The sequence below is a fragment of the Cupriavidus basilensis genome, assembly GCF_000832305.1.
GTDB classification, from domain to species: domain Bacteria; phylum Pseudomonadota; class Gammaproteobacteria; order Burkholderiales; family Burkholderiaceae; genus Cupriavidus; species Cupriavidus basilensis_F.
In genome coordinates, this window is the sequence record NZ_CP010536.1 from 1,384,803 (window position 1) to 1,408,546 (window position 23,744).

Here is a 23,744-nt window from a genome sequence, read left to right on the forward strand (position 1 = left end):
CCATGGTGCCACGAAATCCCTATCTTGGCGGCATCGCCGTAACGCAACGAGATTGCCGGCCGGCACCCACAACCCCAGGACAAGGAGCCACCATGAGCCAGAAACCCATGCCGCCGAGCGAACGTACCCGAGTGCGGCGCGTCGCCGATCGCGGCCACTATGATCGCGCCACACTGCATGCGATTCTCGACGATGCTTACCTGTGCCACCTGGCCTTCACCGACGATCACGGCACCCACTGCATTCCCACCGCGTGCTGGCGCGAGGGCGAGCACCTCTACATCCATGGCTCCAATGGCAGCCGCATGCTGAAGCTGGCCGCGACAGGCAGCCAGGTCTGCGTCACCGTGACGCACCTCGACGGCCTGGTGATGGCGCGCTCGGCGTTTCATCATTCGATGAACTACCGCTCGGCGGTGATCTACGGCAGTTTTGAAGTGGTGGCTGGCGCAGCGAAGGCGGCGGCGATGGATGCCTTCCTGGAGCGCATTGCGCTGGGGCGTTCGGGCCAAGCCAGGCCGGGGGATGCCAATGAGCTGGCGGCGACCACGGTGTTGCGCATCGGGCTGGAGGAAGCCGCCACCAAGATCCGCAGCGGCGGGCCCAAGGATGACGAGGCCGATATGGCGCTGCCGGTATGGGCGGGCGTGCTGCCGCTGCGCCTCCAGGGGCAGCGGCCGGTGCCGGATGGCGTGCAGCCCAGCGTGCCGGACTATGTGCGAAGCTGGGGGCAGTGCGTTTGTGCTGAGGCGATGGCCGAGGCACCCGGCGAGACGATGCCGGGCAGGGCGGTCACGGTGGATGCTTGAGGCGGCAGCACGCCATGGCCATCGCAGCGCCTTCACGCCGCGACGCCATCGCGCTGCGTTGTTGCCGGGGTGCTTAGCGGGCCGGCTTGGCGTTGTCCACCGAGAACGGGGACAGCAGGCGCACCATCTGCGCGAACGCCTTGGGGTTGCCGGCCAGCACTTCGCCTTGTTCGAGCTGGCGCGCTTCGCCGGCGTAGTTGCCCACCAGGCCGCCGGCCTCGGTCACCAGCAGCATGCCGGCGGCCATGTCCCACGGGTGCAGGCCTTGCTCGAAGAAGCCATCGGTGCGGCCGCAGGCCACATAGGCCAGATCGAGCGCCGCGGCGCCAGGGCGGCGCAGGCCGGCGCAGCTTTGCGTCATCAGCGCGAACAGTTCCATGTACTGGTCCAGGCCTTCCATGTCGCGGTAGGGGAAGCCGGTGCCGATCAGGCAGTCGGCCAGCTTGTCGCGGCGCGACACGCGGATGCGGCGGTTGTTCAGGAACGCGCCGGCGCCCTTGCTGGCTGTGAAGAGTTCGTCACGCGCCGGGTCGTAGACGACGGCTTGTGCCGGCACGCCCTTGTGCAGCTGGGCGATCGAGACCGCGTACTGGGGAAAGCCGTGGATGAAGTTGGTGGTGCCGTCGAGCGGGTCGATGACCCAGACGTATTCGCTGGTGGGTTCTTCGCCTTCGGCCCAGGACTGGCCGGACTCTTCCGCTAGAATGGCGTGATCCGGATAGGCCGTGCGGATGATCTCGACGATCGCTGCCTCGGCGGCGCGGTCGACTTCGGTGACGAAATCGTTGTGCTGCTTGCGAGATACCTGAACCCGGTCGATGTCCATCGACGCGCGGTTGATGACGGAACCTGCCTTGCGGGCTGCCTTGACGGCAATATTTAGCATCGGATGCATGAATCTCTCCAGGCCGGCCAAGGGTGCGCGGCCTGGCGCAAAAGGCCGGCGCGCTGCCCTTTGGGGCGGCTGACAACACAACGGATTGTAGAAGAACGGGCGCGTCGCTACCGCATGAAACGGGCGGCGCACCGAAGATGAAGCCTGAATTGTATATGAACCCGCAGAACCAGACGAGCGCCGACGCCAACGGCGCCCCCGCCGCAGCCCCCGCCACCCAGGCCGGTCCGGACCTTGATCCGCCATCTGGCGCGCCTTGCCAGGGAGTTTCCGCTGCCGCTCCAGGGCCGGCAGCCGATGCGGCCCTGACGGCCCCCGCCGCGTTTGCCGCAGTGCGTTTCGTGCTGGTCGAGACCAGCCATCCCGGCAATGTCGGCGCCGTCGCGCGGGCCATGAAGACCATGGGCTTCGGCGCCGCGCCGGGCAGCCTGGTGCTGGTTTCGCCACGTGAGCCGGCGGTGCGCGAGCATCCGGATGCCATCGCCATGGCCAGCGGCGCCGACGACGTACTGGCAGGCGCGGTGATCGTCGACAACATCGAGGCCGCGCTGGCCGGTACCGCCTACGCAGTGGCGCTCACGGCACGCCAGCGCGAGTTCGGGCCGCCCCGTTTGCTGCCGCGCGACGCGGTGGCGCAGGCCGGTGCCCGCATTGCCGCCCTGCAAGCCACCCCGCAAGGCGCGCAAGCCGCCGGCGCCCACATTGCCTTTGTGTTCGGCAATGAGCGCTTCGGCCTGCCCAACGAGGTGGTCGACCGCTGCTCGGCAGTCACCCACATTCCCGCCAATCCCGCCTACACCTCGCTCAATCTTGCCCAGGCCGTGCAACTGGTGGCCTACGAGATGCGCCTGGCACTGCTGGAGGTGAGGGCGACGCCGCTCGCCGAGATCGGCTATGCTGGCGAACCGGCCACGGCCGAGCAGATCGAGGCCATGTTCGGCCACCTGCAGTCAGGGCTGGAAGCCATCGGCTTCCTGGATCCGGCTAGCCCGAAGAAGCTGATGCCGCGCTTGCGCCGGATGCTCGCGCGCAGCGGGCTGGAGCGCGAGGAGGTCAATATCCTGCGGGGCATTGCCAAGCACATGCTGGCAGCCACGCAAGGCCAAGACGCACGGGCGCCAACCAAACAGGAGAAGTGAGCAGGTGGAGATTCCGGCCTACTACATGCGTGGCGGCACCAGCAAAGGGGTCTTCTTCCTGGCTGACGACTTGCCCACCGATCCGGGCGACCGCGATGCCGTGCTGCTGCGCGTGATCGGCTCGCCCGATCCGCATGGCCGGCAGAGCGATGGCATGGGTGGCGCCACCGCCAACACCAGCCATGTCGTGCTGGTGCGCCCCTCGCAGCGTCCCGATTGCGATGTGGACTGCCTGTTCGGCGCGGTGGCCATCGGCGAGCCGCGGATCGACTGGGCCGGCAATGGCGGCGAGCTGCTGGCCGCGGCGGCGCCGTTCGCGATCTGGCGCGGTTTCGTGCCGGCGCGCGATAGCGTCACCACGGTGCGCATCTGGTTGCTGAGCGCGGGCCAGGCCGTCGTTGCCCGCGTGCCTTGCCGCAATGGCCATCCGCTCGAGGATGGCGATTTTGCCGAGGACGGCCTGCCGTTCGCGGCGGACGGGATCGTGCTCGACTATCTCGCGCCGGCCAGTGGGTCGTTGCCCTCCACCAGCGCGCGCCGCCTGATGACCGGCCTGGTGCACGTGCCCGAGCGATGTTGATGGCAGGCGCCGCCGGTCCCGCAGATCCCGCAGATCCAACATGCCTCACATGTCCGGCATGTTCCGCGGGGCGGCCGGCGCCATTGCAGCCAATGTCCATGACGGCAGCAGGGCAGCAAATCTCTTACACTCCCTGATCCCGTTTTCACCGGCCAATGACCATGCCGGCGATCGCGCCAGCCCTGGCCCAGGGCGCGCGGCGCACGGCGTGGCAACACGACACGACCAAGATGTTCACTCGCCTGAAGGAAGATATCGACGCCATCATGCGGCGCGACCCCGCCGCACGCAGCCGTCTGGAGGTACTGACCTGCTATCCCGGCTTTCACGCCGTGGTGTTCCATCGCTTCGCGCACGCCTGCTGGAATGCAGGGTTTCACTGGCTGGGCCGCTGGATCTCGCACTGGGCCCGCTTTTTCACCGGTATCGAGATCCACCCTGGCGCCAAGGTGGGGCGGCGCGTGTTCATTGACCACGGCATGGGGGTGGTGGTGGGCGAGACCGCCGAGATCGGCGACGACTGCACCATCTACCAGGGCGTGACCCTGGGCGGGACCTCGCTCTACAAGGGGGTGAAGCGCCATCCCACGCTAGGTGCGAACGTGGTGGTGAGCGCCGGTGCCAAGGTGCTCGGCGGCTACACCATCGGCGACGGCGCGCGCATCGGCTCCAACGCCGTGGTGCTCAAGCCGGTGCCGCCGGGCGCTACCGCGGTCGGCATCCCGGCGCGCATCATCCTGCCGGACGCACCCAGCGGGCAGCAGGGCGCCAAGCAGGAGTTCTCCGCCTATGGCATCACGCCGAACGCAGACGACCCGGTCTCGCTGGCGCTCAAGAGCCTGATCGACAACGCGGCGCAACAGCACGAGCGGCTGGAGACCGTGATGGCCGCGCTGGACCGGCTCGGCGAGCATCTCGAGAACACGCCGAACGACCGCTTCGATGCGAGCGAGCTGCGCAAGCTGATGAAGTAGTTTGATGAAGCAGGTCGATGAAGCGCAGCGGGCGGATTTGGCGTCAGCTTACTTGCGGTAGCACACTGAATCCGCCCGCGTCAAGTTGCAGCACGGCGGCGCGCGGCCGCTTGCCGTCGAGGTCCCAGTCGGTCAGCACCCAGCGCACGCCTTCCGGGCTCTCGTGCCGGGCGGGGCGGTGCGTATGGCCATGCACCAGGGCCGGCGCCTGGCTGGCGCGCAATAGCGCGGCCACGGCTTGCGGCGTGGTGTCGCCGTAGTCTGGCGGTGCGTCGCGGCGGGCCTGCGTGCGGCCCGCTTCGCTATCGGCGCGCAGGCGGCGCGCCACGCGCAGCCGCAGCGTCAACGGCAGCGACAGGAATACCCGCTGCACCCAGCGCTTGCGGGTCCAGTGGCGAAACCGCATATAGCGCTCATCGTCGGTGCACAGCATGTCACCGTGGCTGAGCACCACGCGCTGGCCAGCGCAGTCGATCACGGTGGGGTCGGGCAGCAAGGTGGCGCCAGCGGCGCGCGCAAAACGCTGCCCCAGCAGGAAGTCGCGGTTGCCGTGCATCAGGTAGACCTGGACGCCGCGTTCGGCAAGCTGGCGCAGCCTGGCGGCCACCTGCGCCGCGAAGGGGCTGTCGGTTTCTTCGTCGCCAACCCAGAATTCGAAAAAATCACCCAGGATGAACAGGGCGCGCGCCTCTTGCGCCGCGCGTTCGAGCACGTGCTCGAAGGAGGCCAGCGTGCGCGGCATGCCGGGGGTGAGATGCAGGTCGGAAATGAACCACGCCGGCGCAGGCACCGCAAGGGCGCCGGCCGCCGGCGTGGATGGGGTCACAGTCATGCTGTTGGAAAGAGATGCTGGCCTGACGGCATGGAGCGACCCCGCGGGGCCCGGTGGAACGTGTCCCGGTGATGGCCCGTGGCTTATTCGACCACCACGGCCTTTTCGATGACCACGTCTTCGAGCGGCACGTCCTGGTGGAAGCCAGCGCTGCCGGTACGCACGCCCTTGATTTTCTCGACCACGTCGGAGCCGTCGGTCACCTTGCCGAACACGGCGTAGCCGAAGCCTTGCGGGGTCGGCGAGGTGAAGTTCAGGAAGTCATTGTCGACCGCGTTGATGAAGAACTGCGCGGTGGCCGAGTGCGGTGCGTTGGTACGCGCCATGGCAACCGTGTAGCGATCGTTCTTCAGGCCGTTGCCGGCTTCGTTCTCGATCGGGGCATCGGTGCCCTTTTGCTTCATGCCGGGCTCGAAGCCGCCGCCCTGGATCATGAAGTTCTTGATCACGCGGTGAAAAATGGTGTTGTCGTAGTGGCCCTTGCGCACATACGACAGGAAGTTCTCAACCGACTTCGGTGCCTTTTCAGCGTCGAGTTCGATGGTGATGACACCCTGGTTGGTGTGGAGTTCTACCTTGGACATTTGCGTTCCTTTGTTCGGTGTTTGTTCGGCGGTTATTTGACGACAGTAGCCGACTCGATCACGATCGGCGTGGCCGGCACATTACGCATCGGGCCATACGAGGTGGTGGGCGCGTTCTTCATCTTGTCGACGGTATCCATGCCTTCCACCACCTTGCCGAACACGGCATAGCCGTTACCGTCCGGCGACGGATAGTCGAGACTCGAATTATCCACCACATTGATGAAGAACTGGGCGGTGGCGGAGTTCGGATCGCTGGTGCGCGCCATGGCCACCGTGCCGGCCTTGTTCTTCAGCCCGTTCTGGGCTTCCAGCGGGATCGCCGCGCGCGTGGGCTTTTGCTTCATGTCGCGGTCAAAGCCACCGCCTTGCACCATGAAGCCATTGATCACGCGGTGGAAGATGGTACCGCTATAGAAGCCGCTCTTCACGTACTCCATGAAGTTCGCGACAGTCTTGGGCGCGGCGTCCGGATAAACCTCGAGCGTGAACTTGCCGGCGCTGGTGACGAACTGCACCCGTTCGGTTTTCGTCTGCTGTGCCTGCGCGGCCAGCGGCGAGAGCGCCATGGCTGCGGCGGCGATGCCGGCAAGGACTAGGCGACGCGAAAAGATCATGCTTGACTCCGTGGATCGGGGAAACGATAGGGCCTGGCAGGGTAGCGGCCCGGCCCGTTGGGCAAGGTATTTAAGGCTTGGGCGCCGTGGCCGGCTTGCTGGCTGCCGCGCCTGGCCCTCGGGCGCCGTCTGCCGGCGGCTGGATGGCCTCGACAGGCTGCAATTGCTTGAGGCTGGCAGCGGCGCCCGCATCCTTGGGATTGCGCCGCAGTGCATTGCGGTAGGCATTCTCGGCCAGGCGGCGGTAGACGTCGCCAAGGTTGGCATAGCCCACGGCGAAATCGGGTTTGACATCGATCGCGATCAGCAATTCCGCTTCGGCGCGCTTCAAGTCCCCGCGCTTGGCGTACAGCAGCGCCAGGTTGTTGTGCGGTTCGGGCAACTCAGGGAAGTCCTGGGCCATGGATTGCAGCGCCGCGATGGCCTCGTCCTCGCGCCCGGCCTGGGCCAGGGCCCAGGCCCGCTCGAAGCGTGCCTGGGCATTGCGCGGGTTGGTGGCCAGCACGCGGTCGAAGCGGTCGATGGCCTCGCCGTATTGCTGATGCGCCGCCGCCTTCTCGGCGTCCGCCATGCCAGGGTCGGCCGAGCGCACGCCGCCTGGTGTCGTGGCCGGCACCGCGAGCGATAGCGGACCGTTCTGCGCGCGCGCAGGCCCCGCTACGGCAAGGAGGCCTGCCAGGATCGCCGCCAGGGCGAATGAGGCGGCCGCAATGCGTTGGCGCGCGGGCTGGGATGACACGGTTGCTAGGGTGGGCAGGAACAGGCTCATGTAAGGGCGGTCCGTTATACTCCGCGGCATTCTAGCAAAGCGCGGCCATGCCGGCCCGGGTATCGGCGCGCCGGCCTGCGCTGGCCCGGCCCGAGCCGGCTTGGCCGTGGCGAGGTGCAAGGCGGGCGACGGCCTGCCGCGCTCGGGCGCTTCCGGTAAGATATGGGTCGCGCCAGGCTTTGCGTTGGCGCAAGTTGCCGGTCTCGCGAATGGCGCGACAATGGCGCCAATCCCTCATCCATTCACCTCGTTTCATGCATCCTCTGAATATCTACAACACGCTCGCGCGTGAAAAGCAGCCTTTCGTGCCAATCGAACCCGGCCGTGTACGCATGTATGTCTGCGGCATGACGGTGTACGACTATTGCCACGTCGGCCATGCGCGCGTGATGGTGGTATTCGACATGGTGCAGCGCTGGCTGCGCACCGCCGGCTACGACGTGACGTATGTACAGAACATCACCGACATCGATGACAAGATCATTCGCCGCGCCGCGGAGAATGGCGAGACCATCGGCGCGCTGACCGACCGCTTCATCCGCTACATGCACGAAGACGCCGACGCGCTCGGCATCCAGCGCCCGGACCATGAGCCGCGCGCCACCGACTACGTGCCGCAGATGCTCGACATCATCAGCAAGCTCGAAGCCCGCGGCCTGGCCTACCACGCCAGCGATGGCGACGTGAACTACGCCGTGCGCAAGTTTCCCAACTACGGCCGCCTGTCGGGCAAGTCGCTGGAGGACCTGCGCGCCGGCGAGCGCGTGGCCACCAACGAAGCCAAGCACGATCCGCTCGACTTCGTCCTGTGGAAGTCCGCCAAGGAAAGCGAGCCCGCCGAAAGCAAGTGGGATTCCAAGTGGGGCTCGGGCCGCCCGGGCTGGCATATCGAGTGCTCGGCGATGAGCTGCGCCTTGCTGGGCGAGCATTTCGACATCCACGGCGGTGGCGCCGACCTGCAGTTCCCGCACCACGAGAACGAGATCGCGCAGTCCGAGGGCGCGAGCGGCAAGACGTTCGTCAACCTGTGGATGCACAACGGCTTCGTGCGCATCAACGACGAGAAGATGTCGAAGTCGCTCGGCAACTTCTTCACCATCCGCGATGTGCTCAAGGAGTACGACGCCGAGGTGGTGCGCTTCTTCATCCTGCGCGCGCACTACCGCAGCCCGCTGCACTACAGCAATGTCCACCTGGAAGACGCTCGTCACTCGCTGACGCGCCTGTACACGGCGCTCAAGGACGTGCAGCCCGATGTCCTGCCGCTGGACTGGGAAGAGGCGCATGCGCGGCGCTTTGTCGATGCAATGGGCGATGACTTCAATACGCCGATCGCCATGGCCGTGCTGTTCGACCTGGCGGGCGAAGTCAATCGCACCGGCTCCGGCGCGATGGCGCGCCAGCTCAAGGGCCTGGCCGCCACGCTGGGCCTGCTCGGGCGCGACGCCCATGCGTTCCTGCAAGGCGGCAAGCCGGCCGATGGCCTGGAGCCGGAGCAGATCGAGGGGCTGATCGCGGCGCGCAAGCAGGCCAAGGCCGAGCGCAATTTTGCCGAAGCCGACCGCATCCGTGCCGAGTTGCTGGCGGGCGGCGTGGTTCTCGAGGACAAGCCCGGCGGTGCTACCGAGTGGAGGCGCGCTTGAACGCTGCCGTGCGCAAGACGGCGACGCCCGCGGCGCCGTCCAAGACTGCTGCGACCACCAAGGCCAAGCCCGCGGCCAAGCCGCCGGCGCCCGTGAAGCTGCCTGCAAAGCCGCCGAAGGCGAGCCCGGCGGCGAAAGTTGCCAGGCCTGTGAAAGCGGCCGCCAAGGCTGCCGGCAAGTCACCTGGCCCGGTGCTCAAGGCGGACGGCAAGCCCGCCCTCAAGACCGGCACGCGCGCGGCCAAGGCGCCCGTGCTGCCGCAAGCCGAGGCGCTGCCCCTGCCGGTCGAAACGGTGGTGGATGCCGTGCGTCCGGCTTATTGGGACGAGGCCTGCGCCGACCTGATGAAGCGCGACCGCATCCTGCGCAAGATGATCCCCACCTACGGCCCCGCGCACCTGATCTCGCGCGGCGACCCGTTCATCACGCTGGCCCGCTCCGTGGTGGGCCAGCAGATCTCGGTGAAGGCCGCGCAGACGGTGTGGGAGCGGCTGGTGGCGGTTTGTCCCAAGCTCACGCCGGCGCAGATGCTCAAGGCGGGGCACGACAACCTGGCCGCCTGCGGCCTGTCGCGCCGCAAGGCGGAATACATCGTCGACCTTGCCGAGCATTTCAAGGCAGGGCGCGTGCATGTGAATAGCTGGACCGAGATGGATGACGAAGCCGTCATCGCGGAGCTGACGCAGATCCGCGGCATTGGCCGCTGGACCGCCGAAATGTTCCTGATGTTCAACCTGATGCGGCCCAATGTGCTGCCGCTCGATGACGTCGGGTTGATCAACGCCATCTCGGCAAATTATTTCAGTGGCGAGCCCGTCACGCGCAGCGAGGCGCGCGAGGTGGCGGCCAACTGGGAGCCCTGGCGCACCGTCGCCACCTGGTACATGTGGCGCAGTCTTGATCCCCTGCCTGTGACGTATTAGGCTGGAAGGCAGCAAAATTTGCATGGAAGTGCGCGAGACTGCATCCGCAGACTTGCGGTTTAGTGGGCGAATTCCGGTAGAATGCGCTCCTTCACAGACAGGTACGCGAGTCTCATGAAAACCACCTTCCTAGATTTTGAGCAGCCGATTGCCGAACTCGAGGCAAAGATCGAAGAACTGCGATTTGTGCAGGACGATTCGGCTGTCGATATCTCCGAAGAGATTTCGCGGCTGGCCGGCAAGAGCCAGCAGCTTACCAAGGACATCTACGCCAACCTGACCCCATGGCAGGTGGCACAGATCGCCCGGCACCCGCAGCGTCCTTACACGCTGGACTATGTGCGGGAGATCTTCACCGACTTCCACGAACTGCACGGCGACCGCAACTTTGCCGACGATCTCTCCATCGTGGGCGGCCTGGCCCGCTTCAACGGGCAGGCGTGCATGGTGATCGGTCACCAGAAGGGACGCGACACCAAAGAGCGCGCGATGCGCAACTTTGGCATGCCCAAGCCCGAGGGCTACCGCAAGGCCAAGCGCCTGATGGAGTTGGCCGACAAGTTCGGCCTGCCGATCTTCACCTTCGTCGACACCCCGGGTGCATTCCCCGGCATCGACGCCGAAGAGCGCGGCCAGTCCGAAGCCATCGGTCACAATCTCTACGTGATGGCGGGCCTCAAGGTGCCCCTGATCGCCACCATCATCGGCGAAGGCGGCTCGGGCGGCGCACTGGCGATTGCCGTGGGTGACGTGGTGCAGATGCTGCAGTTCGCCACCTACGCCGTGATCTCGCCGGAAGGCTGCGCTTCCATCCTGTGGAAGACCGCCGAGAAGGCGCCGGAAGCTGCCGAAGCCCTCGGCCTGACCGCGCACCGTCTCAAGGCGCTTGGCCTGATCGACAAGATCGTCAGCGAGCCGCTGGGCGGCGCGCACCGCGACGTCAAGGGCATGGCCGCCATGCTCAAGCGTTCGCTGGCCGATTCGCTGCGCCAGTTCCAGGGCATGAGCGTGAAGGAGTTGCAAGCGCGTCGCAATGAGCGTCTGCTGGCTTATGGCAAGTTCAAGGAAACCGGCGCACCGGGCTGACCCGTCCGCCGGCTTGACCGACAAGGTCGCACAGGCGCTTCAGGCCGGTGCGGCCTTTGTTGTTTCTGGCGGCGGCGCACGGGCAGGCACGGTGGCGGTGGCACTCTCCGGCGGACGCGATTCGGTCGCGCTGCTGCACGCGCTGCGTGCGGCGGTGGTGGCGTCGTCGCTGCCGCTGCGCGTGGTGGCGCTGCATGTGCATCATGGCCTGCAGGCTGAGGCGGACAAGTGGGACGTGTTCTGCGCGACGCTGTGCGCCGACTGGCAACTGCCGTTTTACAGCCAGCGTGTCTCGGTCAGCCAGGGGCGGGGCGAAGGGCTGGAGGCGGCGGCGCGCCGCGCGCGCTACGCTGCGCTCGAAGCCATGTGCGACGAGGCCGGGGCGGAGTTGCTGCTGTTTGCCCATCACCTGGACGACCAGGTCGAGACGGTGCTGCTGCGCCTGTTCCGTGGCGCCGGGCTGGCCGGGCTTGGCGGCATGCCGAGCCTGCGCAGGCTCGGGGCGAGGCAGCAGATCGTCTTGCTGCGCCCGTGGCTCGACGTCGGTCGCGACGACATCGATGCGTACTGCGCCGTGAATGCGCTCCCCTGGATCGATGATCCTTCCAATGACGATTCCCGATTCGCCCGCAACGCGCTGCGGCAGCACATGCCCGCGCTGGCCGCGGCGTTTCCCGCGTTGCGCGCCAACGTGGCGCAAGCTGCTGCTCACCTGGCGCAGGCCGGCGAATTGCTCGACGCGCTGGCTACGCAATGGATGGCGGGGCTGGTGCGCACGCCACGCGATGCCAGCACGCTGGCTGAACTCGATCTTGCCGGACTGCGCGCGCTGCCGCCGGCCGAGGCCGACGCCGTGCTGCGGCTGTGGCTGCGCGAGCTTGGCACGCAGGCCCCGTCCACCGCGCGGCTGTCCGCCATGCGCGCGCAACTGATCGAGCATGAAGGCGGCGAGCCTGCCATCCAGCACGAGACCTTGATGTTGCATCGCTTCAGGGGGCGCGTGCTGGCCCGCCGCGCGGGGCCGGCCATCGAGTCTGAAGACCTGGCGCTGCACTGGCAGGGCGAGGCACGCCTGGCCGTGCCTGCCTGGCACGGTGAGTTGCGCTTTACGCGCGACGATACCTTCGGCCTGCCGGAGGCGATGCTGCACCGGCCCCTGCGCCTCGCCGCGCGCCAAGGCGGCGAGCGCATCGTGCTGCGCCCGGGCGGACCCGCGCGCGCGCTCAAGCAGGCCTACCAGGAGGCTGGCGTGCCGATGGCGCGGCGTGCGCGGCTGCCGCTGCTGTGGTCGGGCGATCAGCTCGTGTTCGCGGCGGGCCTTGGCATGCACCGGCGCTGGCCGGATGCGCCGGCCGCGCCGCGCTGGCGTGTCGAATGGGTCGAGTGGGTCGAGCCGGTCGCATCGCCCGGGCAGGGCGCAGCCGCCGAGTAAGCCTCGGCAGGCCGCTTTCCGCCCGCAATATTCCTCGCGCGCCACTTGCGTGGCCGTCGTCCGAGCCGCCCACACCTTGCCTTGGGGCTCCCCTTCGTGTATTTTCAAGGGTTTGCACAATCGCTGGTGTCGACAAACAGATGGCTCTCATCGTTCACAAATACGGTGGCACTTCGATGGGTTCTCCGGAACGCATCAAGAATGTCGCCAAGCGCGTTGCCAAATGGCATCGTGCAGGTCACCGCGTAGTCGTGGTGCCTTCGGCCATGTCAGGCGAGACCAATCGCTTGCTTGGCCTTGCCAAGGAAATTTCGGCGCAGCCGAGCCCGCGCGAGCTGGATATGCTGGCCGCCACCGGCGAGCAAGCCAGTTCCGCGTTGCTCGCGATTGCGCTGCAAAGCGAGGGCGTCGACGCGATCAGCTACACCGGCTGGCAAGTGCCGGTGAAGACCGACTCGTCCCATACCAAGGCCCGCATCGAGTCCATCGATGACGAGCGCATCCTGGCCGATCTCGACGCCGGGCGCGTGGTGGTGGTCACGGGCTTCCAGGGCATCGACGACAACGGCAACATCACCACGCTTGGCCGCGGTGGTTCCGATACCTCGGCCGTGGCGATCGCCGCTGCCATCGAGGCTGAGGAATGCCTGATCTACACCGACGTGGACGGGGTCTACACCACCGATCCGCGCGTGGTGGAAGACGCTCGCCGCCTGGACCAGATCACCTTCGAGGAAATGCTGGAAATGGCCAGCCTGGGCTCCAAGGTGCTGCAGATCCGCTCGGTGGAATTCGCCGGCAAGTACCGCGTGAAGACCCGCGTGCTGTCGTCGCTCACCGACCCCCTGATGCCCCTCGAGCAAGAAATGCACTCGGGCACGCTGATCACTTTTGAGGAAAATTCTGAAATGGAAGCAGCCGTCATCTCCGGCATCGCCTTTGCCCGTGACGAGGCGAAGATCACCGTCCTGGGCGTGCCCGACAAGCCCGGCATCGCATACCAGATCCTGGGCCCGGTGGCCGACGCCAACATCGACGTCGACATGATCATCCAGAATCAGTCCGTCGACGGCAAGACCGACTTCACCTTCACCGTGCCGCGCGGCGAATACCAGCGCGCGCTTGCCATCCTCAACGATAGCGTGAAGGCGCACATCGGCGCCGCCAGCGTATCGGGCGACCCGAAGGTGTCGAAGGTCTCGGTCGTCGGCGTGGGCATGCGCTCGCACGTCGGCATCGCCAGCAAGATGTTCCGCACGCTGTCCGAAGAAGGCATCAACATCCAGATGATCTCCACGTCGGAAATCAAGATCTCGGTGCTGATCGACGAGAAGTACATGGAGCTCGCCGTGCGCGCGCTGCATAAGGTGTTCGAGCTGGATCAGGCGTGATCCATGCAAGGCAGGCCGCGTGCGGTCTGCGCTTCTAACGGGCTGTGCAAGTTTTTTCAATTAGTCATCGAATCACCGTTGACCAATTGAAATCTGACCGATAGAATACGCGCTTCGTTGTGTGGCCTCCCTCACACAACGGCAGATTTGGGAGACGTGGCCGAGAGGTCGAAGGCACTCCCCTGCTAAGGGAGCATCCGGGCCAAAACCTGGATCGAGGGTTCGAATCCCTCCGTCTCCGCCACTACATCAGTATTGGCGGCGGAACCCCGGAAGATTGCGGTCTTCCGGGGTTTTGTTTTTTGTGCTCCCCGTTTCATTGCTGCTCCCGCGTGTGTGCGCATGTGTATCTGACACAGACTGACCGGGAGCCAGCATGTACCTCGCCCGCCGAGACGGCATCCACGACCTGCGCAAGCGCGTGCCGATGGACCGCATGGCGTCGTTGGCAAGCGAGAGATCTTGCGCCGCTTCAGCGTCAAGGACCGGGCCATCGACCGCGCACGAATCGATCGCGCCGGTCAGTCAGGCTGCATCACGCCCATGATGCGCCGGCCGAGCGAGATGCCCCACTGGGCCAGGCGCCTGTCCACGGCCCACTGGCTTCGATCCCACACCGCGAGTGCGTCGTCGATGCGCTCCCCGCCGGCCTGCAGCGCGCGCGCCAGGGCCACGGCATTGGCTGCCGCCTTGCCCGCGCCCGCGCCGGTATGCGGACGCACCACGAAGGTGGCATCGCCTAGCAGCACGGCGCGGCCAAAGCGCATGCGGGGCGCTGCGTAGTCCTGGATCAGCTGCAGGAAGGGATCGGGAGTCGATGCCGGTTCATTGCGGGCATCCTTGTTTCGATAGAGGCCCGAGGCGCGCACTCCATGCGTCGGGACCTTTGGCAGCGGCGGGTAGGCGCGGCTCAACTCGCATGGTAGGAGCCGTGTTGAGCGGCAACAATCAGACGGGTGGTCTGTGACGCCCAAACCAAAGTGTGAGAGGGTGGTGTGCCGGCGCGATGGCGCGGGCGGGAGGTGCGCGACCCGGCCGAGCGCGCCGTTCGCCTACCGGCCACCCGCATTCACGCCGCAGCTGGATAATCGGTGTAGCCTGCGGCACCGCCGCCGAAGAATGACGTGGCATCTGGTGCGTTCAAGGGCAGGCCGCCGCGCAGCCGGGCGGGCAGATCGGGATTGGCGATGAACGGGCGGCCGAAGGCAATGATGTCGGCGCGGCCGCTGGCGAGCGCGTGTTCGGCGGTGTCGCGGCCGTAGCCGCCCGCCAGCATCAGCACGCCGCGGTAGGCCGCGCGCAATTGCTGGATGATCGCGTCCCAGCGGGGATCGGCGTGCTCCTCCTTGACGGTGCCGACCATGGCCGGCTCGACCAGGTGCAGGTAGGCCAGGCCCCGGGTGTCGAGCTGGCGCACGATGTAGCCGAAGGTTTCTTCGGGCGACGCATCTCCCATGCCCATGAAGCGCCCCATGGGCGTCAGCCGCACGGCAACGCGCGCGGGCCCGACCTCCGCCGCGATTGCGTCCACCACCTCCAGCAGCAGCCGTGCCCTGTTCTTGATGCTGCCGCCGTAGGCGTCGTCGCGCTGGTTGCTGTTGGAGTTGATGAACTGGTCGAGCAGGTAGCCGTTGCCCGCGTGGATCTCCACGCCGTCCATGCCGGCAGCCATGGCGTTGCGGGCGGCGTGCCGGTAGTCGGACACGATATCGTGGATGCCGGCCAGGGTCAGCGCCTGTGGCACAGGCACGTCGCCCCAGGCGCCGTTGCCCTGCGCGTCGATAATGAAGGTCTTGCCGGGGACGGGCAGGGCGCTGGGCGCCACTGGCAGCGCGCCGCCGGGCTGGAACACCGGGTGCGAGACGCGGCCGACGTGCCACAGTTGCATGAAGATGACGCCGCCTTGCCCATGCACGGCGTCGCTGACCGCTTGCCATCCCTGGATTTGCGCCTCGCTATGGATGCCCGGTGTCCAGGCGTAGCCCTGCCCCTGCTGCGAGATCTGCGTGGCTTCGGTGACGATCAGCGCCGCGCCGGCACGCTGCCGGTAGTACTCGACATTCATGTCGGTGGGGACGTTACCGGGCTGGCCGGCGCGTGAGCGCGTCAGCGGCGCCATGGCAACGCGATGCGCCAGGGTATGGTTGCCGAGGCGAACGGGGGTGAAGAGATGGTGGGTCACGGTGGTTCTCCGTCAGGTGCGATGGGTCGGCGGCAGCAGGCTTGCCTTCGCGCTGCGCTGGCTGTCTCGAAAAGAGCTGACCTGAAGGTTAGGTGCTAACCCGTCGCCGGAGAATCGGGCTACAGCGCAACGTTGCGTTGCGCTGGCGGCAAGGGGATGGGGGACGGGGTGGAGGCGTCAGCCGCCTGCTTCGCTCCGGCCGGTCGGCCCGGGAATCCGCGAGAGAAAGTCGAGAAAGGCGGCGATGCGCCGCGAGCCGCGCTGGTTGGGCAGGTAAAGCGCGGAGATGGCCGAGCTGGCGCGGTTGGGGTTGACGGTCCAGTCTTCCAGGAGCGCGGTCAGCCGTCCGCTCTGGATATCGTCGTCGACCAGCCAGTCGGGCAGCAGGGCGATGCCGCCGTCGGCCAGCGCCAGTTCGCGCAGCACTTCGGCGTTGTTGCTCTTGAAGGTGCCCGGAACGGGCACCTGGATTTCCTCGGTGCCGCGCAGCAAGGTCCACATCTGCTGGCCCGCGCCGTACGTGAAGCGCAGGCACGCGTGCCCGGCCAGCTCCGCCGGCGCGGTGGGGATGCCGCGCTGCTGCAGATAGCCAGGACTTGCCACCACCCTGCGCCGGAACGTGCCGATCTGACGCGCCACCACTTCGTCGAGCGACGCGGCGCTGCCCAGGCGGATGGATAGATCGATGCGTTCGCCAAGCAGGTCGACAATCTCGTCGGTCAGCGTGACTTCCAGTTCCAGCTTCGGATACTGCGCGATCAGGCTGCCGAGGAACGGCGCAATGCAGCGGCGCCCGAACGCCACCGGCAGCGACACGCGAAGCTGGCCCACCGGCGTATCGCCACGGTCGGCGATCAGCGCGTCGGCTTCCGCCACCGCGTCGAGGATCTTGCGCGCCCGTTGGTAATAGGCCGCGCCGGCCTCGGACACCGTCACCTGCCGTGTCGACCGGTTCAGCAGCACGGTGCCCAGCTCCTCCTCCAGGCTGTCCATCATGCGGGTCACCGATGACGTGGCCAGGTTGACCCGGCGCGCGGCGGAGGAGAACCCCTTGGCGTCGACCGTCTCGACGAACAGCTTCAATGCCAGCAGCTTGTCCATAGGTAGGACTCCAGCGGTAAGAGTGCCGTCTATCCCTGCAGGGGCTCAGTTGCCGGGCTTGTCGGGCGCGCGCAGGGAGCGCATGACGGCAGGCGCACCGTGGAGAAACATGTCCACCTTGCGGCGGATCACGGCGCCGATGTCCGCGGGCACCTTGAGGCCATAGACCCATTTGCGCACGCCGAGATAGAAGATGGCCGCGTGCAGGCCCCAGATCAACTCGACCTCGGCTTCCAGCTCGGCCGCATTGCGCGGCTCCGGGATGCCGTACGCGGCGCGAACCTCGGCCAGCACGGGCAGGAAGACCTTGCTGCGCAGCTTGTTGAGGTACTTGTTGTTGATGCCTTCGCGCGTGAGGCCGGCAAAGATGAAGACCCGGATCCATTCCTCGCGCAGGATCACGGACGCATAGTCGAGGTAGAACGCATACAGCCGTTCGGTCAGCGGCGTGGCGCGATCGGCGATCTGGCGTTCCCAGTCGGGCCGCCATTGGAACACTTCGCTGTAGACCCGGTCGATCAGCGCCTCCTTGCTGGAGAAGTAGCGGTACAGCAAGGGCTGGGTGACGCCAATCTGCTTGGCGAGATCGCGTGTGCTGCCGGAGAATCCGTTGCGCGTGAAGTGCTCGATGGCCTTCTGCACGATCTGTTGCTCCCGCTCTTCGGGGAGCAGCCGTTTCGCGGTCTTGGCCGGGGCTGGGGTCTCCGGCGGCGTTGCGTCTCGTTTCATTCGTTCACCTGTGACAGGCACGTCCCGTGCGGAGCGTTCGCGGCATTGTACCAATCGGGTGATAAATTGCGAGGCGCGGCCGGGCTGCCGGCCGTGGGGCCGGCAGCACAGGACACGGGACCTACTGCGGCTTGACCAGCCCGAGCTCGCAATCGACCAGCTGATTGTTGAAGGCGCCGCGTTCGCGCGCACCGCGCGCTGACCGGTCGGTGACCGAGAACACGTAAATGCCGGCAAAGGCCACCAGCATGGAGAACAGCGCCGGATATTCGTAGGGGTAGATGGCGCGCGCATGGCCAAGCACCTGCACCCACACGGTCGGGCTCAGCACCGTCAGCACCACCGCGCTCAGCAAACCAAGAGAGCCGCCCACCACAGCGCCCCGCGTGGTCAGTCCGCGCCAGTAGATCGACAGCAGCAGCACCGGGAAATTCGAGCTGGCGGCGATCGAAAAGGTCAGGCTGACGATAAAGGCAATGGTCTGCTTCTCGAACAGGATGCCCAGCAGGATAGACAGTACGCCCAGCACGAGCGTGGTCATCCGGGAGACGCGCATCTCCTCCTTGTCGGTGGCGTTGCCCTGGCGCAGAACCTTGGCATAGAGGTCGTGCGAGATGGCGGAGGAGCCGGCCAGCGTCAGCCCCGCCACCACGGCCAGGATGGTCGAGAACGCCACCGCGCAGATGAAGCCGAGGAACAGGTTGCCGCCGACGGCATGGGCCAGGTGCACGGCCACCATGTTGACGCCGCCGATCACCGCGCCGGCAGGTGTGTGGTAGGCCGGATCGCTGGCGACCAGCGCGATGGTGCCGAAGCCGATGATGATGATCAGCGCGTAGCCGATGCCGACGATGCCGGTGGCGTACAGGATGCTCTTGCGTGCCGCCTTGACGTCGCCAACGGTGAAGAAGCGCATCAGGATATGTGGCAGGCCGGCGGTGCCGAAGATCAGCGCCAGGCCGAGCGATACCGCCGAGACGGGATCGGAGACCAGACCGCCCGGGCGCATGATGGCCGCGTGCTTGCCGTGGGCCTCGATGGCCTGCGCGAACAGCGCATTCAGGCTGAAGCCGAAGCGGCTCATGACCATGAATGCCATGAAAGCGGCGCCCGCCAGCAGCAGCACCGCCTTGATGATCTGGATCCAGGTGGTGGCCAGCATGCCGCCGAAGAACACATAGACCACCATCAACACGCCGACCAGCACGACCGCCGCCGTGTAGCTGAAGCCGAACAGCAGCTCCACCAGCTTGCCGGCCCCCACCATCTGCGACACCAGGTACAGCAGCACGATGACAATGGAGCTGGACGCGGAAAATGCGCGGATGGGGCGCTGCCGCAGGCGGTAGGAGACCACGTCCGCCAGCGTGAAGCGGCCCAGGTTGCGCAGTGGCTCGGCGATCAGGAACAGGATGATCGGCCAGCTGGCGAGAAAGCCGATGGAGTAGATCAGGCCGTCGTAGCCGCTGGTGAAGACCAGCGCGGAGATGCCCAGCAGGGAGGCCGCCGACATGTAATCGCCGGCAATCGCCCAGCCGTTCTGCAGGGCGGTGATCTTGCCGCCCGCCGCATAGTGGTCGGCCACGCTGTGGTTGCTCCTGGCCGCCCAGCGCGTGACCACGAGCGTGGCGGCGACGAACATCAGGAACATGGCGATGGCGATGACGTTCATGCCCTGGCCCACCGAGCCCGGCGCCGCAAAGGCTGGCAAGGCGGTGAGCAATAGGGCCGCGCCGATGGCGCAGAGGTTGGCTTGCTTCATTTTGCTGCCCCTTGCTTGATTTCGCTGATCCGCTGGTCGTACACGGTGTTGGTGCGATGCACATACACCGCAACCAGCAGGAAGGTCAGCGCGAACATGCCGAAGCCCACGGGAATGCCCACGCTCATGGGCTGGCCCAGGGTCAGTTGCCGGCCCAGCAGCGCGGGCCGGAAGGCGAGCGTGAGGATGTAGCCGAAGTACACCGCCAGCATGATGGCGGTCAGGGCCCACGCGAACCTGCGCCGCGCGCTTACCAGGGACTGGAATGCCGGATCGGCGAGCAGGGGATTCGGTGGGGGCGCAGCGAGCGCGGCGCTTTCGCGGGCGGCTGCGGCAAAGGTGGGGGCGGTGTGTTCCAAGGTTGTCTCCGTTGGGGGCGGTGGGTCTGGCGGGAGTGCGGCGGTGCGCTCAGAAGCGCGTCGACACCGCCGTCTCGCGCATCACGGCTTCCGGCGTGCGATAGCGCTCGGCCATATGGCGGTCGGTCTCGTTCTTGAGCTGCGCCTGCATGTAGGCGCCGAGGTGGCGCGCGTGCTGGACGATGGCCGCGCCCACCTGCACGCGCTCGGCGCTGTAGCTTTCCAGTGCGGCACTGACGCTGTCATGCGCTTGCAGTGCCTTGACCAGCGCGATGGCGTCGCCCGCGGCCTTGGTCACGCCCATGCCGCAGTGCGGGCGAGCCACGAAGGCGGCGTCGCCGAGCAGCGCCACGCGCCCGAAGGCCATGCGCGGCACCTCAAGGTCGAAGATGGGCTGGAACAGCGGCTGCGCGGCCTTGGTCACGACCTCGCCGAACTGTGGCGCCAGGTTGGCCAGCGCGGCTTGCTCCATGCTGGCAAGCACGTCCGGGCGGATCAGCGCCGGCGGGATGCCGCCGGACCAGCGCTTGCCGCTGGCGTCGGTCAGCAGGTCGGGCAGGTCCACGTCTTCGCTGGTGGCGCGGTACCACACGAAGTTGTAGCGGCGCTCGCCAACCCGGGTGCTGTTGCCCTGGCCCGCCACCGGGTAGCCGAGGATCTGCTCGCGGGGCGGCAGGCAGAAGGCGAACTTCTCGAACAGCATGTCGCGCGTGGCTTTGCTCAGGCTCGTCTCGTCCACCAGGCCGCGCCAGGCGATGTACCCTGCGTACTGGAGCCTGGCCCCGGGCAACAGGTCCTCGCGCATTGCGGAGCGCAAGCCGTCCGCGGCGATGACAAGATCGGCGTGATGGATCGAGCCGTCGTCCAGCATCACCACGGCGCGGCCGGGCTCGCTGCGCACCGACACTACATTGGCGCCCGTGTGGTAGGTGCCCCCGGTGAAGGCGGATCGCAGTACGTGGTACATCTTGCCCCAAGCCGTCAGCGTTTGCGGCAGCTCACGCTGCGACAGCACGCTGCCGTCCTGGCCCAGCGTCAGCCGGGACTTCACCTGCACACCGATGGCGTCGTCCACCTCGACCCCGGCGGCGGCCAGGGCCTCGAACAATTCCGGGTGCGTGACGATGCCTGCGCCGCGCCCGGCAAGGGCTTCGGGAACGCGCTCGCATACCTCCACTTCCCACCCGCCGCGGGCAAGCAGGTTGGCCGCGAACAGCCCGCCCAGCGAGCCGCCCACGATGATGGCCTTCGGCCTTGTCGATCGGGTTGTCATGATCAGTCTCCTGCCACTTCGGGGTGGGGCGCGCGCGCGCCGTTGCCCGGGATTTCAAGGCCCGCCACCTCGGCGGCGGGGTAGTTCAGTTCGATGGTGACGCCGGAAGGGTCCTCGATGAACACCTGATGCAGGCCCAGGCTGGGGACCGTGCGGTCGCGCCATGGGATGCCCTCGGCTTCCAGCTTCGCCCACATCTGCGCCACGCCCGTGGCCAGGAACGCGATGTGGTCGAGGGTGCCGGTGCCCGCCGCCGAGGGGGCGCGGTCGCCGAGGTAGGCGGACAGCCCGCCGGGGTTGCCGGGGTCGGCGCCGATGATGTGGACCGTGCCGAAGTCACCTTCATCCCCGCCCATGTACAGCCACGCGCCGGGGAAGTCGAAGGGCGGGCGATAGCCTTGCCTGAAGCCGAGAATGCGTTCGTAGAAAGCGCAGGATTGCTCGACGTCCGTGGTGCGGATCGAGAAGTGCGCGAGCTTGCGGATGGTCATGGTTGCCTCTGTTACTCTACTATTGATCGATCGATTAGTGATCGTGTGATAAATTGTAGGGCAGCTGAAGAGAACGGCCAAGAGCGAAAAAGGGGAGGGCTTACCCTGATCGGCGCAATGCTGCATGCCGGCTGCGCCACTTCTATGCGTCATGGGTGTTCATGTGTGGCTCCAGCGTACGTGTGTATGTGTTGCATCGTAGAAGCGTCGGGGCCCGCAGAGAACGCATGCGGGGGCAAAGGAGCGTTGCATGGGCAGCAAAGCAGGTTTGCGCTGGCATGTCATTGCGCTGGTACGGGCCGCCATCTACGCTGGCTCCATCACTTAGGCAAGGAGCCGTCATGCATCCCGTCGACATCCAGATCACCTATGACTTCATTTGCCCGTGGTGCTGGATCGGCTATCGCAACCTGAAGACGGCCATCGGGCGCATGTCGACCGAGGTTGCCCCTGCGATTTCCTATGTGCCCTACGAGCTCAACCCGGCCATGCCGCTGGAAGGCGCCGACCGCAAGGCCTATCGCACTGCGAAGTTCGGCAGCTGGGCCCGCTCGCAGGCTATGGATGTGGAGGTGGCGATGATGGGCCGGCGCGCCGGACTGGATTTCAACTATGACCTGATCACGGTCACGCCCAACACCCGGCTTGCGCACCAGCTGATGGCTTTCGCCCAACAGACCGGCGGCGCAGCCATGGTGGAAGCGTTGTTCGATGCCATCTTCGCTGCGTACTTCTCCCGCGGCGAGCACATCGGCCTGATCGATGTACTCGTGCCGCTGGCCGTATCGGCTGGTTTCGATGCGCAAGCCGTACAGGACCACCTGTCTGGCACCGACGGCGAAGCGCAGGTCGAGGTGGCGCAGGCCAAGGCGCAGCGCGAGGGGGGGCGCTCCGTGCCCACGATCCGGATCGGCAATGCCGTCATAGCCGGGGCGCAGCCGCCTTCGATCATGGGGAAGGCGTTGCAGGCGGGCGTGGCAGAGGCCATTTGATAGTGAGCGCGCAGCGCGTGCCATCGAGCAGGACGGCAAGATTTCGAGACCGCGTCTCGGGCGGCATTTCGGGAAGCCGGCATTGTTCAAGCAGGCAATGGGGGAGGCTTTGGCGCAATGCGTGCGTGCTTCAGCGCAATTCAGGCACTTGGATTGACACCTTGCCCATGCGAATCACGCGACGCGGCGATGCAGGCAGCCAGCGGATTAGAATGCTCGAACCGGCGCGCTCCACGCTGACCCGGCGCCATCCGGGCGCCGCAGCGCGCGCTTGATTGGCGACTTTCCGTATCCAGGCTTCTATCGTGACCATTCGCAGCTTCCAGGGCAAGGCCCCCCAACTCGGCGATCGCGCGTTCGTCGACCCCAGTGCCGTCGTGATCGGCGACGTAGAGATCGGCGCGGACAGCTCCGTCTGGCCGCTGGTGACCATTCGTGGCGACATGCACCGCATTCGCATCGGCGCGCGCACCAGCGTGCAGGACGGCAGCGTGCTGCACATCACGCACGCCGGGCCGTTCAATCCCGATGGTTTTGCGCTCACCATCGGCGACGACGTGACGATCGGCCACAAGGCGCTGCTGCATGGCTGCACGATAGGCAGCCGCATCCTGATCGGCATGGGCACCATCGTGATGGACGGCGCGGTGATCGAGGATGAAGTGATCCTCGGCGCCGGCAGCCTGGTGCCTCCTGGCAAGGTGCTCAAGCGCGGGCATCTCTATGTCGGCAGTCCGGCGAAAGAGGCGAGGGCGTTGACGGAGAAGGAGCTTGGCTTCTTCCGCTATACGGCGGCCAACTACGTCAAGCTGAAGGACCAGCACGTGGCGGAGTTGACGGGCGGTTGAAAGGTTGCCCGCCTGGTTCGCGGGATAGCCCGGCCGCTCGTCTCTCCCAAGCAGATCGCCGATCGCCTGCTGCTGCGCCTGCAGGATGGCGCAGGCCTGGCTCAAGCTGGCCGGTTACCAGCCGTCCGAGATGAAGATCGGTACGTTCAAGCGCCCGGGTGGCCGCGTGTTCAAGGCCAACGTGGCCTTTGACGACCATCCCACTGAACTGCGCTTCTCCGATCGCATCAGGACCGTCACCGTTGATTCCGTGATGCGATTCCTGGCGGACCGCAACGAGGGCTGGCAGGTCGTGGAAATTCCGGCGGCGCGCTAAGCCACCGGCGGGCATTT

Annotated in this window: 25 protein-coding genes and 1 tRNA gene; 13 read left to right on the forward strand and 13 right to left on the reverse strand. The window is 66.6% G+C overall.

Annotated features, from left to right (window positions below; all coding sequences use genetic code 11):
- Positions 1–92 precede the first annotated feature (92 nt).
- Complete coding sequence (locus tag RR42_RS06305; protein ID WP_082054814.1) at positions 93–809, forward strand: pyridoxamine 5'-phosphate oxidase family protein; 717 nt, start codon at positions 93–95, stop codon at positions 807–809.
- 73 nt (positions 810–882) lie between these two features.
- Here the strand turns inward: RR42_RS06305 and RR42_RS06310 are convergent, their stop codons facing one another.
- Entirely contained in the window at positions 883–1,704 is an 822-nt protein-coding gene (locus RR42_RS06310) for an inositol monophosphatase family protein (protein WP_043344957.1), read from the reverse strand.
- Between the two features lie 137 nt (positions 1,705–1,841).
- Between RR42_RS06310 and RR42_RS06315 the strand changes: the two genes are divergently transcribed.
- The 3 genes from RR42_RS06315 to cysE all read left to right on the forward strand — a co-directional run bounded on the left by RR42_RS06315 (position 1,842) and on the right by cysE (position 4,397).
- On the forward strand, positions 1,842–2,843 hold the full coding sequence (locus tag RR42_RS06315; RefSeq protein ID WP_043344958.1) for an RNA methyltransferase: 1,002 nt from the start codon (positions 1,842–1,844) through the stop codon (positions 2,841–2,843).
- Between the two features lie 4 nt (positions 2,844–2,847).
- Positions 2,848–3,423 carry a PrpF domain-containing protein gene (locus tag RR42_RS06320; RefSeq protein WP_052494477.1) on the forward strand — a complete coding sequence of 192 codons (576 nt, stop codon included), beginning with the start codon at positions 2,848–2,850 and terminating at the stop codon, positions 3,421–3,423.
- A 230-nt stretch (positions 3,424–3,653) separates the two neighbouring features.
- The gene (gene cysE, locus RR42_RS06325; RefSeq protein WP_006163142.1) at positions 3,654–4,397 is read left to right on the forward strand and encodes a serine O-acetyltransferase; all 744 of its coding nucleotides are present in this window, start codon (positions 3,654–3,656) and stop codon (positions 4,395–4,397) included.
- A gap of 43 nt (positions 4,398–4,440) precedes the next feature.
- Here the strand turns inward: cysE and RR42_RS06330 are convergent, their stop codons facing one another.
- From RR42_RS06330 to RR42_RS06345, 4 genes are all read right to left on the reverse strand, one after another.
- Positions 4,441–5,229, reverse strand: a complete 789-nt coding sequence (locus RR42_RS06330) for a UDP-2,3-diacylglucosamine diphosphatase (protein WP_043344960.1) — start codon at positions 5,227–5,229, stop codon at positions 4,441–4,443.
- Positions 5,230–5,312: 83 nt separating this feature from the next.
- A complete protein-coding gene (locus RR42_RS06335; RefSeq protein ID WP_006163144.1) occupies positions 5,313–5,813 on the reverse strand; it encodes a peptidylprolyl isomerase in 501 nt (166 codons plus the stop codon).
- Positions 5,814–5,845: 32 nt separating this feature from the next.
- The gene (locus RR42_RS06340) at positions 5,846–6,430 is read right to left on the reverse strand and encodes a peptidylprolyl isomerase (RefSeq protein WP_006163145.1); all 585 of its coding nucleotides are present in this window, start codon (positions 6,428–6,430) and stop codon (positions 5,846–5,848) included.
- Positions 6,431–6,500: 70 nt separating this feature from the next.
- On the reverse strand, positions 6,501–7,199 hold the full coding sequence (locus RR42_RS06345; RefSeq protein WP_043344963.1) for a tetratricopeptide repeat protein: 699 nt from the start codon (positions 7,197–7,199) through the stop codon (positions 6,501–6,503).
- 254 nt (positions 7,200–7,453) lie between these two features.
- Between RR42_RS06345 and cysS the strand changes: the two genes are divergently transcribed.
- The 6 genes from cysS (at position 7,454) to RR42_RS06375 (ending at position 13,918) form a co-directional block, all read left to right on the forward strand.
- Entirely contained in the window at positions 7,454–8,842 is a 1,389-nt protein-coding gene (cysS, locus tag RR42_RS06350) for a cysteine--tRNA ligase (RefSeq protein WP_043344964.1), read from the forward strand.
- Complete coding sequence (locus tag RR42_RS06355; protein ID WP_173430674.1) at positions 8,827–9,765, forward strand: DNA-3-methyladenine glycosylase family protein; 939 nt, start codon at positions 8,827–8,829, stop codon at positions 9,763–9,765. Before cysS ends, RR42_RS06355 begins: the two co-directional genes overlap by 16 nt.
- A 114-nt stretch (positions 9,766–9,879) precedes the next feature.
- Positions 9,880–10,851 carry an acetyl-CoA carboxylase carboxyltransferase subunit alpha gene (locus RR42_RS06360; RefSeq protein ID WP_043344969.1) on the forward strand — a complete coding sequence of 324 codons (972 nt, stop codon included), beginning with the start codon at positions 9,880–9,882 and terminating at the stop codon, positions 10,849–10,851.
- Positions 10,817–12,283: a tRNA lysidine(34) synthetase TilS gene (gene tilS / locus RR42_RS06365; protein ID WP_419188873.1), complete on the forward strand. Its 1,467-nt coding sequence runs from the start codon at positions 10,817–10,819 to the stop codon at positions 12,281–12,283. The genes RR42_RS06360 and tilS overlap by 35 nt, the downstream gene beginning before the upstream one ends.
- A gap of 140 nt (positions 12,284–12,423) precedes the next feature.
- On the forward strand, positions 12,424–13,674 hold the full coding sequence (locus RR42_RS06370) for an aspartate kinase (RefSeq protein ID WP_043344971.1): 1,251 nt from the start codon (positions 12,424–12,426) through the stop codon (positions 13,672–13,674).
- Positions 13,675–13,824: 150 nt separating this feature from the next.
- A tRNA-Ser gene (locus tag RR42_RS06375) sits at positions 13,825–13,918 on the forward strand.
- Positions 13,919–14,195: 277 nt separating this feature from the next.
- On the opposite strand, the gene RR42_RS06380 is transcribed toward RR42_RS06375, so the two are convergent.
- The 8 genes from RR42_RS06380 to RR42_RS06415 form a co-directional block, all read right to left on the reverse strand.
- Positions 14,196–14,588 carry a hypothetical protein gene (locus tag RR42_RS06380; protein WP_043344972.1) on the reverse strand — a complete coding sequence of 131 codons (393 nt, stop codon included), beginning with the start codon at positions 14,586–14,588 and terminating at the stop codon, positions 14,196–14,198.
- 155 nt (positions 14,589–14,743) lie between these two features.
- The gene (locus RR42_RS06385) at positions 14,744–15,856 is read right to left on the reverse strand and encodes an alkene reductase (protein WP_043344973.1); all 1,113 of its coding nucleotides are present in this window, start codon (positions 15,854–15,856) and stop codon (positions 14,744–14,746) included.
- 177 nt (positions 15,857–16,033) lie between these two features.
- Positions 16,034–16,957 (reverse strand): LysR family transcriptional regulator, encoded by a 924-nt coding sequence (locus RR42_RS06390; protein ID WP_043344974.1) that lies wholly within the window; start codon positions 16,955–16,957, stop codon positions 16,034–16,036.
- 45 nt (positions 16,958–17,002) lie between these two features.
- Positions 17,003–17,599 (reverse strand): TetR/AcrR family transcriptional regulator, encoded by a 597-nt coding sequence (locus RR42_RS06395; RefSeq protein WP_043344975.1) that lies wholly within the window; start codon positions 17,597–17,599, stop codon positions 17,003–17,005.
- A 208-nt stretch (positions 17,600–17,807) separates the two neighbouring features.
- Positions 17,808–19,448 (reverse strand): cation/acetate symporter ActP, encoded by a 1,641-nt coding sequence (gene actP, locus RR42_RS06400; protein ID WP_043344976.1) that lies wholly within the window; start codon positions 19,446–19,448, stop codon positions 17,808–17,810.
- The gene (locus tag RR42_RS06405; RefSeq protein WP_043344978.1) at positions 19,445–19,807 is read right to left on the reverse strand and encodes a DUF485 domain-containing protein; all 363 of its coding nucleotides are present in this window, start codon (positions 19,805–19,807) and stop codon (positions 19,445–19,447) included. Before RR42_RS06405 ends, actP begins: the two co-directional genes overlap by 4 nt.
- Positions 19,808–19,856: 49 nt before the next feature.
- Positions 19,857–21,080, reverse strand: a complete 1,224-nt coding sequence (locus tag RR42_RS06410) for an FAD binding domain-containing protein (protein ID WP_043344980.1) — start codon at positions 21,078–21,080, stop codon at positions 19,857–19,859.
- A gap of 2 nt (positions 21,081–21,082) precedes the next feature.
- Positions 21,083–21,571 (reverse strand): VOC family protein, encoded by a 489-nt coding sequence (locus RR42_RS06415; RefSeq protein WP_043344981.1) that lies wholly within the window; start codon positions 21,569–21,571, stop codon positions 21,083–21,085.
- A 341-nt stretch (positions 21,572–21,912) separates the two neighbouring features.
- On the opposite strand from RR42_RS06415, the gene RR42_RS06420 reads away from it, so the two are divergent.
- From RR42_RS06420 to RR42_RS06430, 3 genes are all read left to right on the forward strand, one after another.
- A complete protein-coding gene (locus tag RR42_RS06420; protein WP_043344982.1) occupies positions 21,913–22,563 on the forward strand; it encodes a DsbA family oxidoreductase in 651 nt (216 codons plus the stop codon).
- A gap of 305 nt (positions 22,564–22,868) precedes the next feature.
- Positions 22,869–23,411, forward strand: coding sequence for a gamma carbonic anhydrase family protein (locus RR42_RS06425; protein ID WP_043344984.1), 543 nt, complete (start codon positions 22,869–22,871; stop codon positions 23,409–23,411).
- Positions 23,412–23,496: 85 nt separating this feature from the next.
- Positions 23,497–23,727 (forward strand): DUF2145 domain-containing protein, encoded by a 231-nt coding sequence (locus tag RR42_RS06430; RefSeq protein WP_043344986.1) that lies wholly within the window; start codon positions 23,497–23,499, stop codon positions 23,725–23,727.
- Positions 23,728–23,744: the final 17 nt, after the last annotated feature.

Bases quoted from the DNA above. Each gene is read 5' to 3' on its own strand.
- actP (WP_043344976.1), bottom strand. From the start codon at position 19,448: ATGAAGCAAGCCAACCTCTGCGCCATCGGCGCGGCCCTATTGCTCACC.
- RR42_RS06360 (WP_043344969.1), top strand. From the start codon at position 9,880: ATGAAAACCACCTTCCTAGATTTTGAGCAGCCGATTGCCGAACTCGAG.
- RR42_RS06345 (WP_043344963.1), bottom strand. From the start codon at position 7,199: ATGAGCCTGTTCCTGCCCACCCTAGCAACCGTGTCATCCCAGCCCGCG.
- RR42_RS06305 (WP_082054814.1), top strand. From the start codon at position 93: ATGAGCCAGAAACCCATGCCGCCGAGCGAACGTACCCGAGTGCGGCGC.
- RR42_RS06370 (WP_043344971.1), top strand. From the start codon at position 12,424: ATGGCTCTCATCGTTCACAAATACGGTGGCACTTCGATGGGTTCTCCG.
- RR42_RS06315 (WP_043344958.1), top strand. From the start codon at position 1,842: ATGAAGCCTGAATTGTATATGAACCCGCAGAACCAGACGAGCGCCGAC.
- RR42_RS06420 (WP_043344982.1), top strand. From the start codon at position 21,913: ATGCATCCCGTCGACATCCAGATCACCTATGACTTCATTTGCCCGTGG.
- RR42_RS06390 (WP_043344974.1), bottom strand. From the start codon at position 16,957: ATGGACAAGCTGCTGGCATTGAAGCTGTTCGTCGAGACGGTCGACGCC.
- RR42_RS06430 (WP_043344986.1), top strand. From the start codon at position 23,497: ATGGCGCAGGCCTGGCTCAAGCTGGCCGGTTACCAGCCGTCCGAGATG.
- RR42_RS06310 (WP_043344957.1), bottom strand. From the start codon at position 1,704: ATGCATCCGATGCTAAATATTGCCGTCAAGGCAGCCCGCAAGGCAGGT.
- tilS (WP_419188873.1), top strand. From the start codon at position 10,817: ATGGCAAGTTCAAGGAAACCGGCGCACCGGGCTGACCCGTCCGCCGGC.
- cysE (WP_006163142.1), top strand. From the start codon at position 3,654: ATGTTCACTCGCCTGAAGGAAGATATCGACGCCATCATGCGGCGCGAC.
- RR42_RS06330 (WP_043344960.1), bottom strand. From the start codon at position 5,229: ATGACTGTGACCCCATCCACGCCGGCGGCCGGCGCCCTTGCGGTGCCT.
- RR42_RS06340 (WP_006163145.1), bottom strand. From the start codon at position 6,430: ATGATCTTTTCGCGTCGCCTAGTCCTTGCCGGCATCGCCGCCGCAGCC.
- RR42_RS06410 (WP_043344980.1), bottom strand. From the start codon at position 21,080: ATGACAACCCGATCGACAAGGCCGAAGGCCATCATCGTGGGCGGCTCG.
- RR42_RS06335 (WP_006163144.1), bottom strand. From the start codon at position 5,813: ATGTCCAAGGTAGAACTCCACACCAACCAGGGTGTCATCACCATCGAA.
- RR42_RS06415 (WP_043344981.1), bottom strand. From the start codon at position 21,571: ATGACCATCCGCAAGCTCGCGCACTTCTCGATCCGCACCACGGACGTC.
- cysS (WP_043344964.1), top strand. From the start codon at position 7,454: ATGCATCCTCTGAATATCTACAACACGCTCGCGCGTGAAAAGCAGCCT.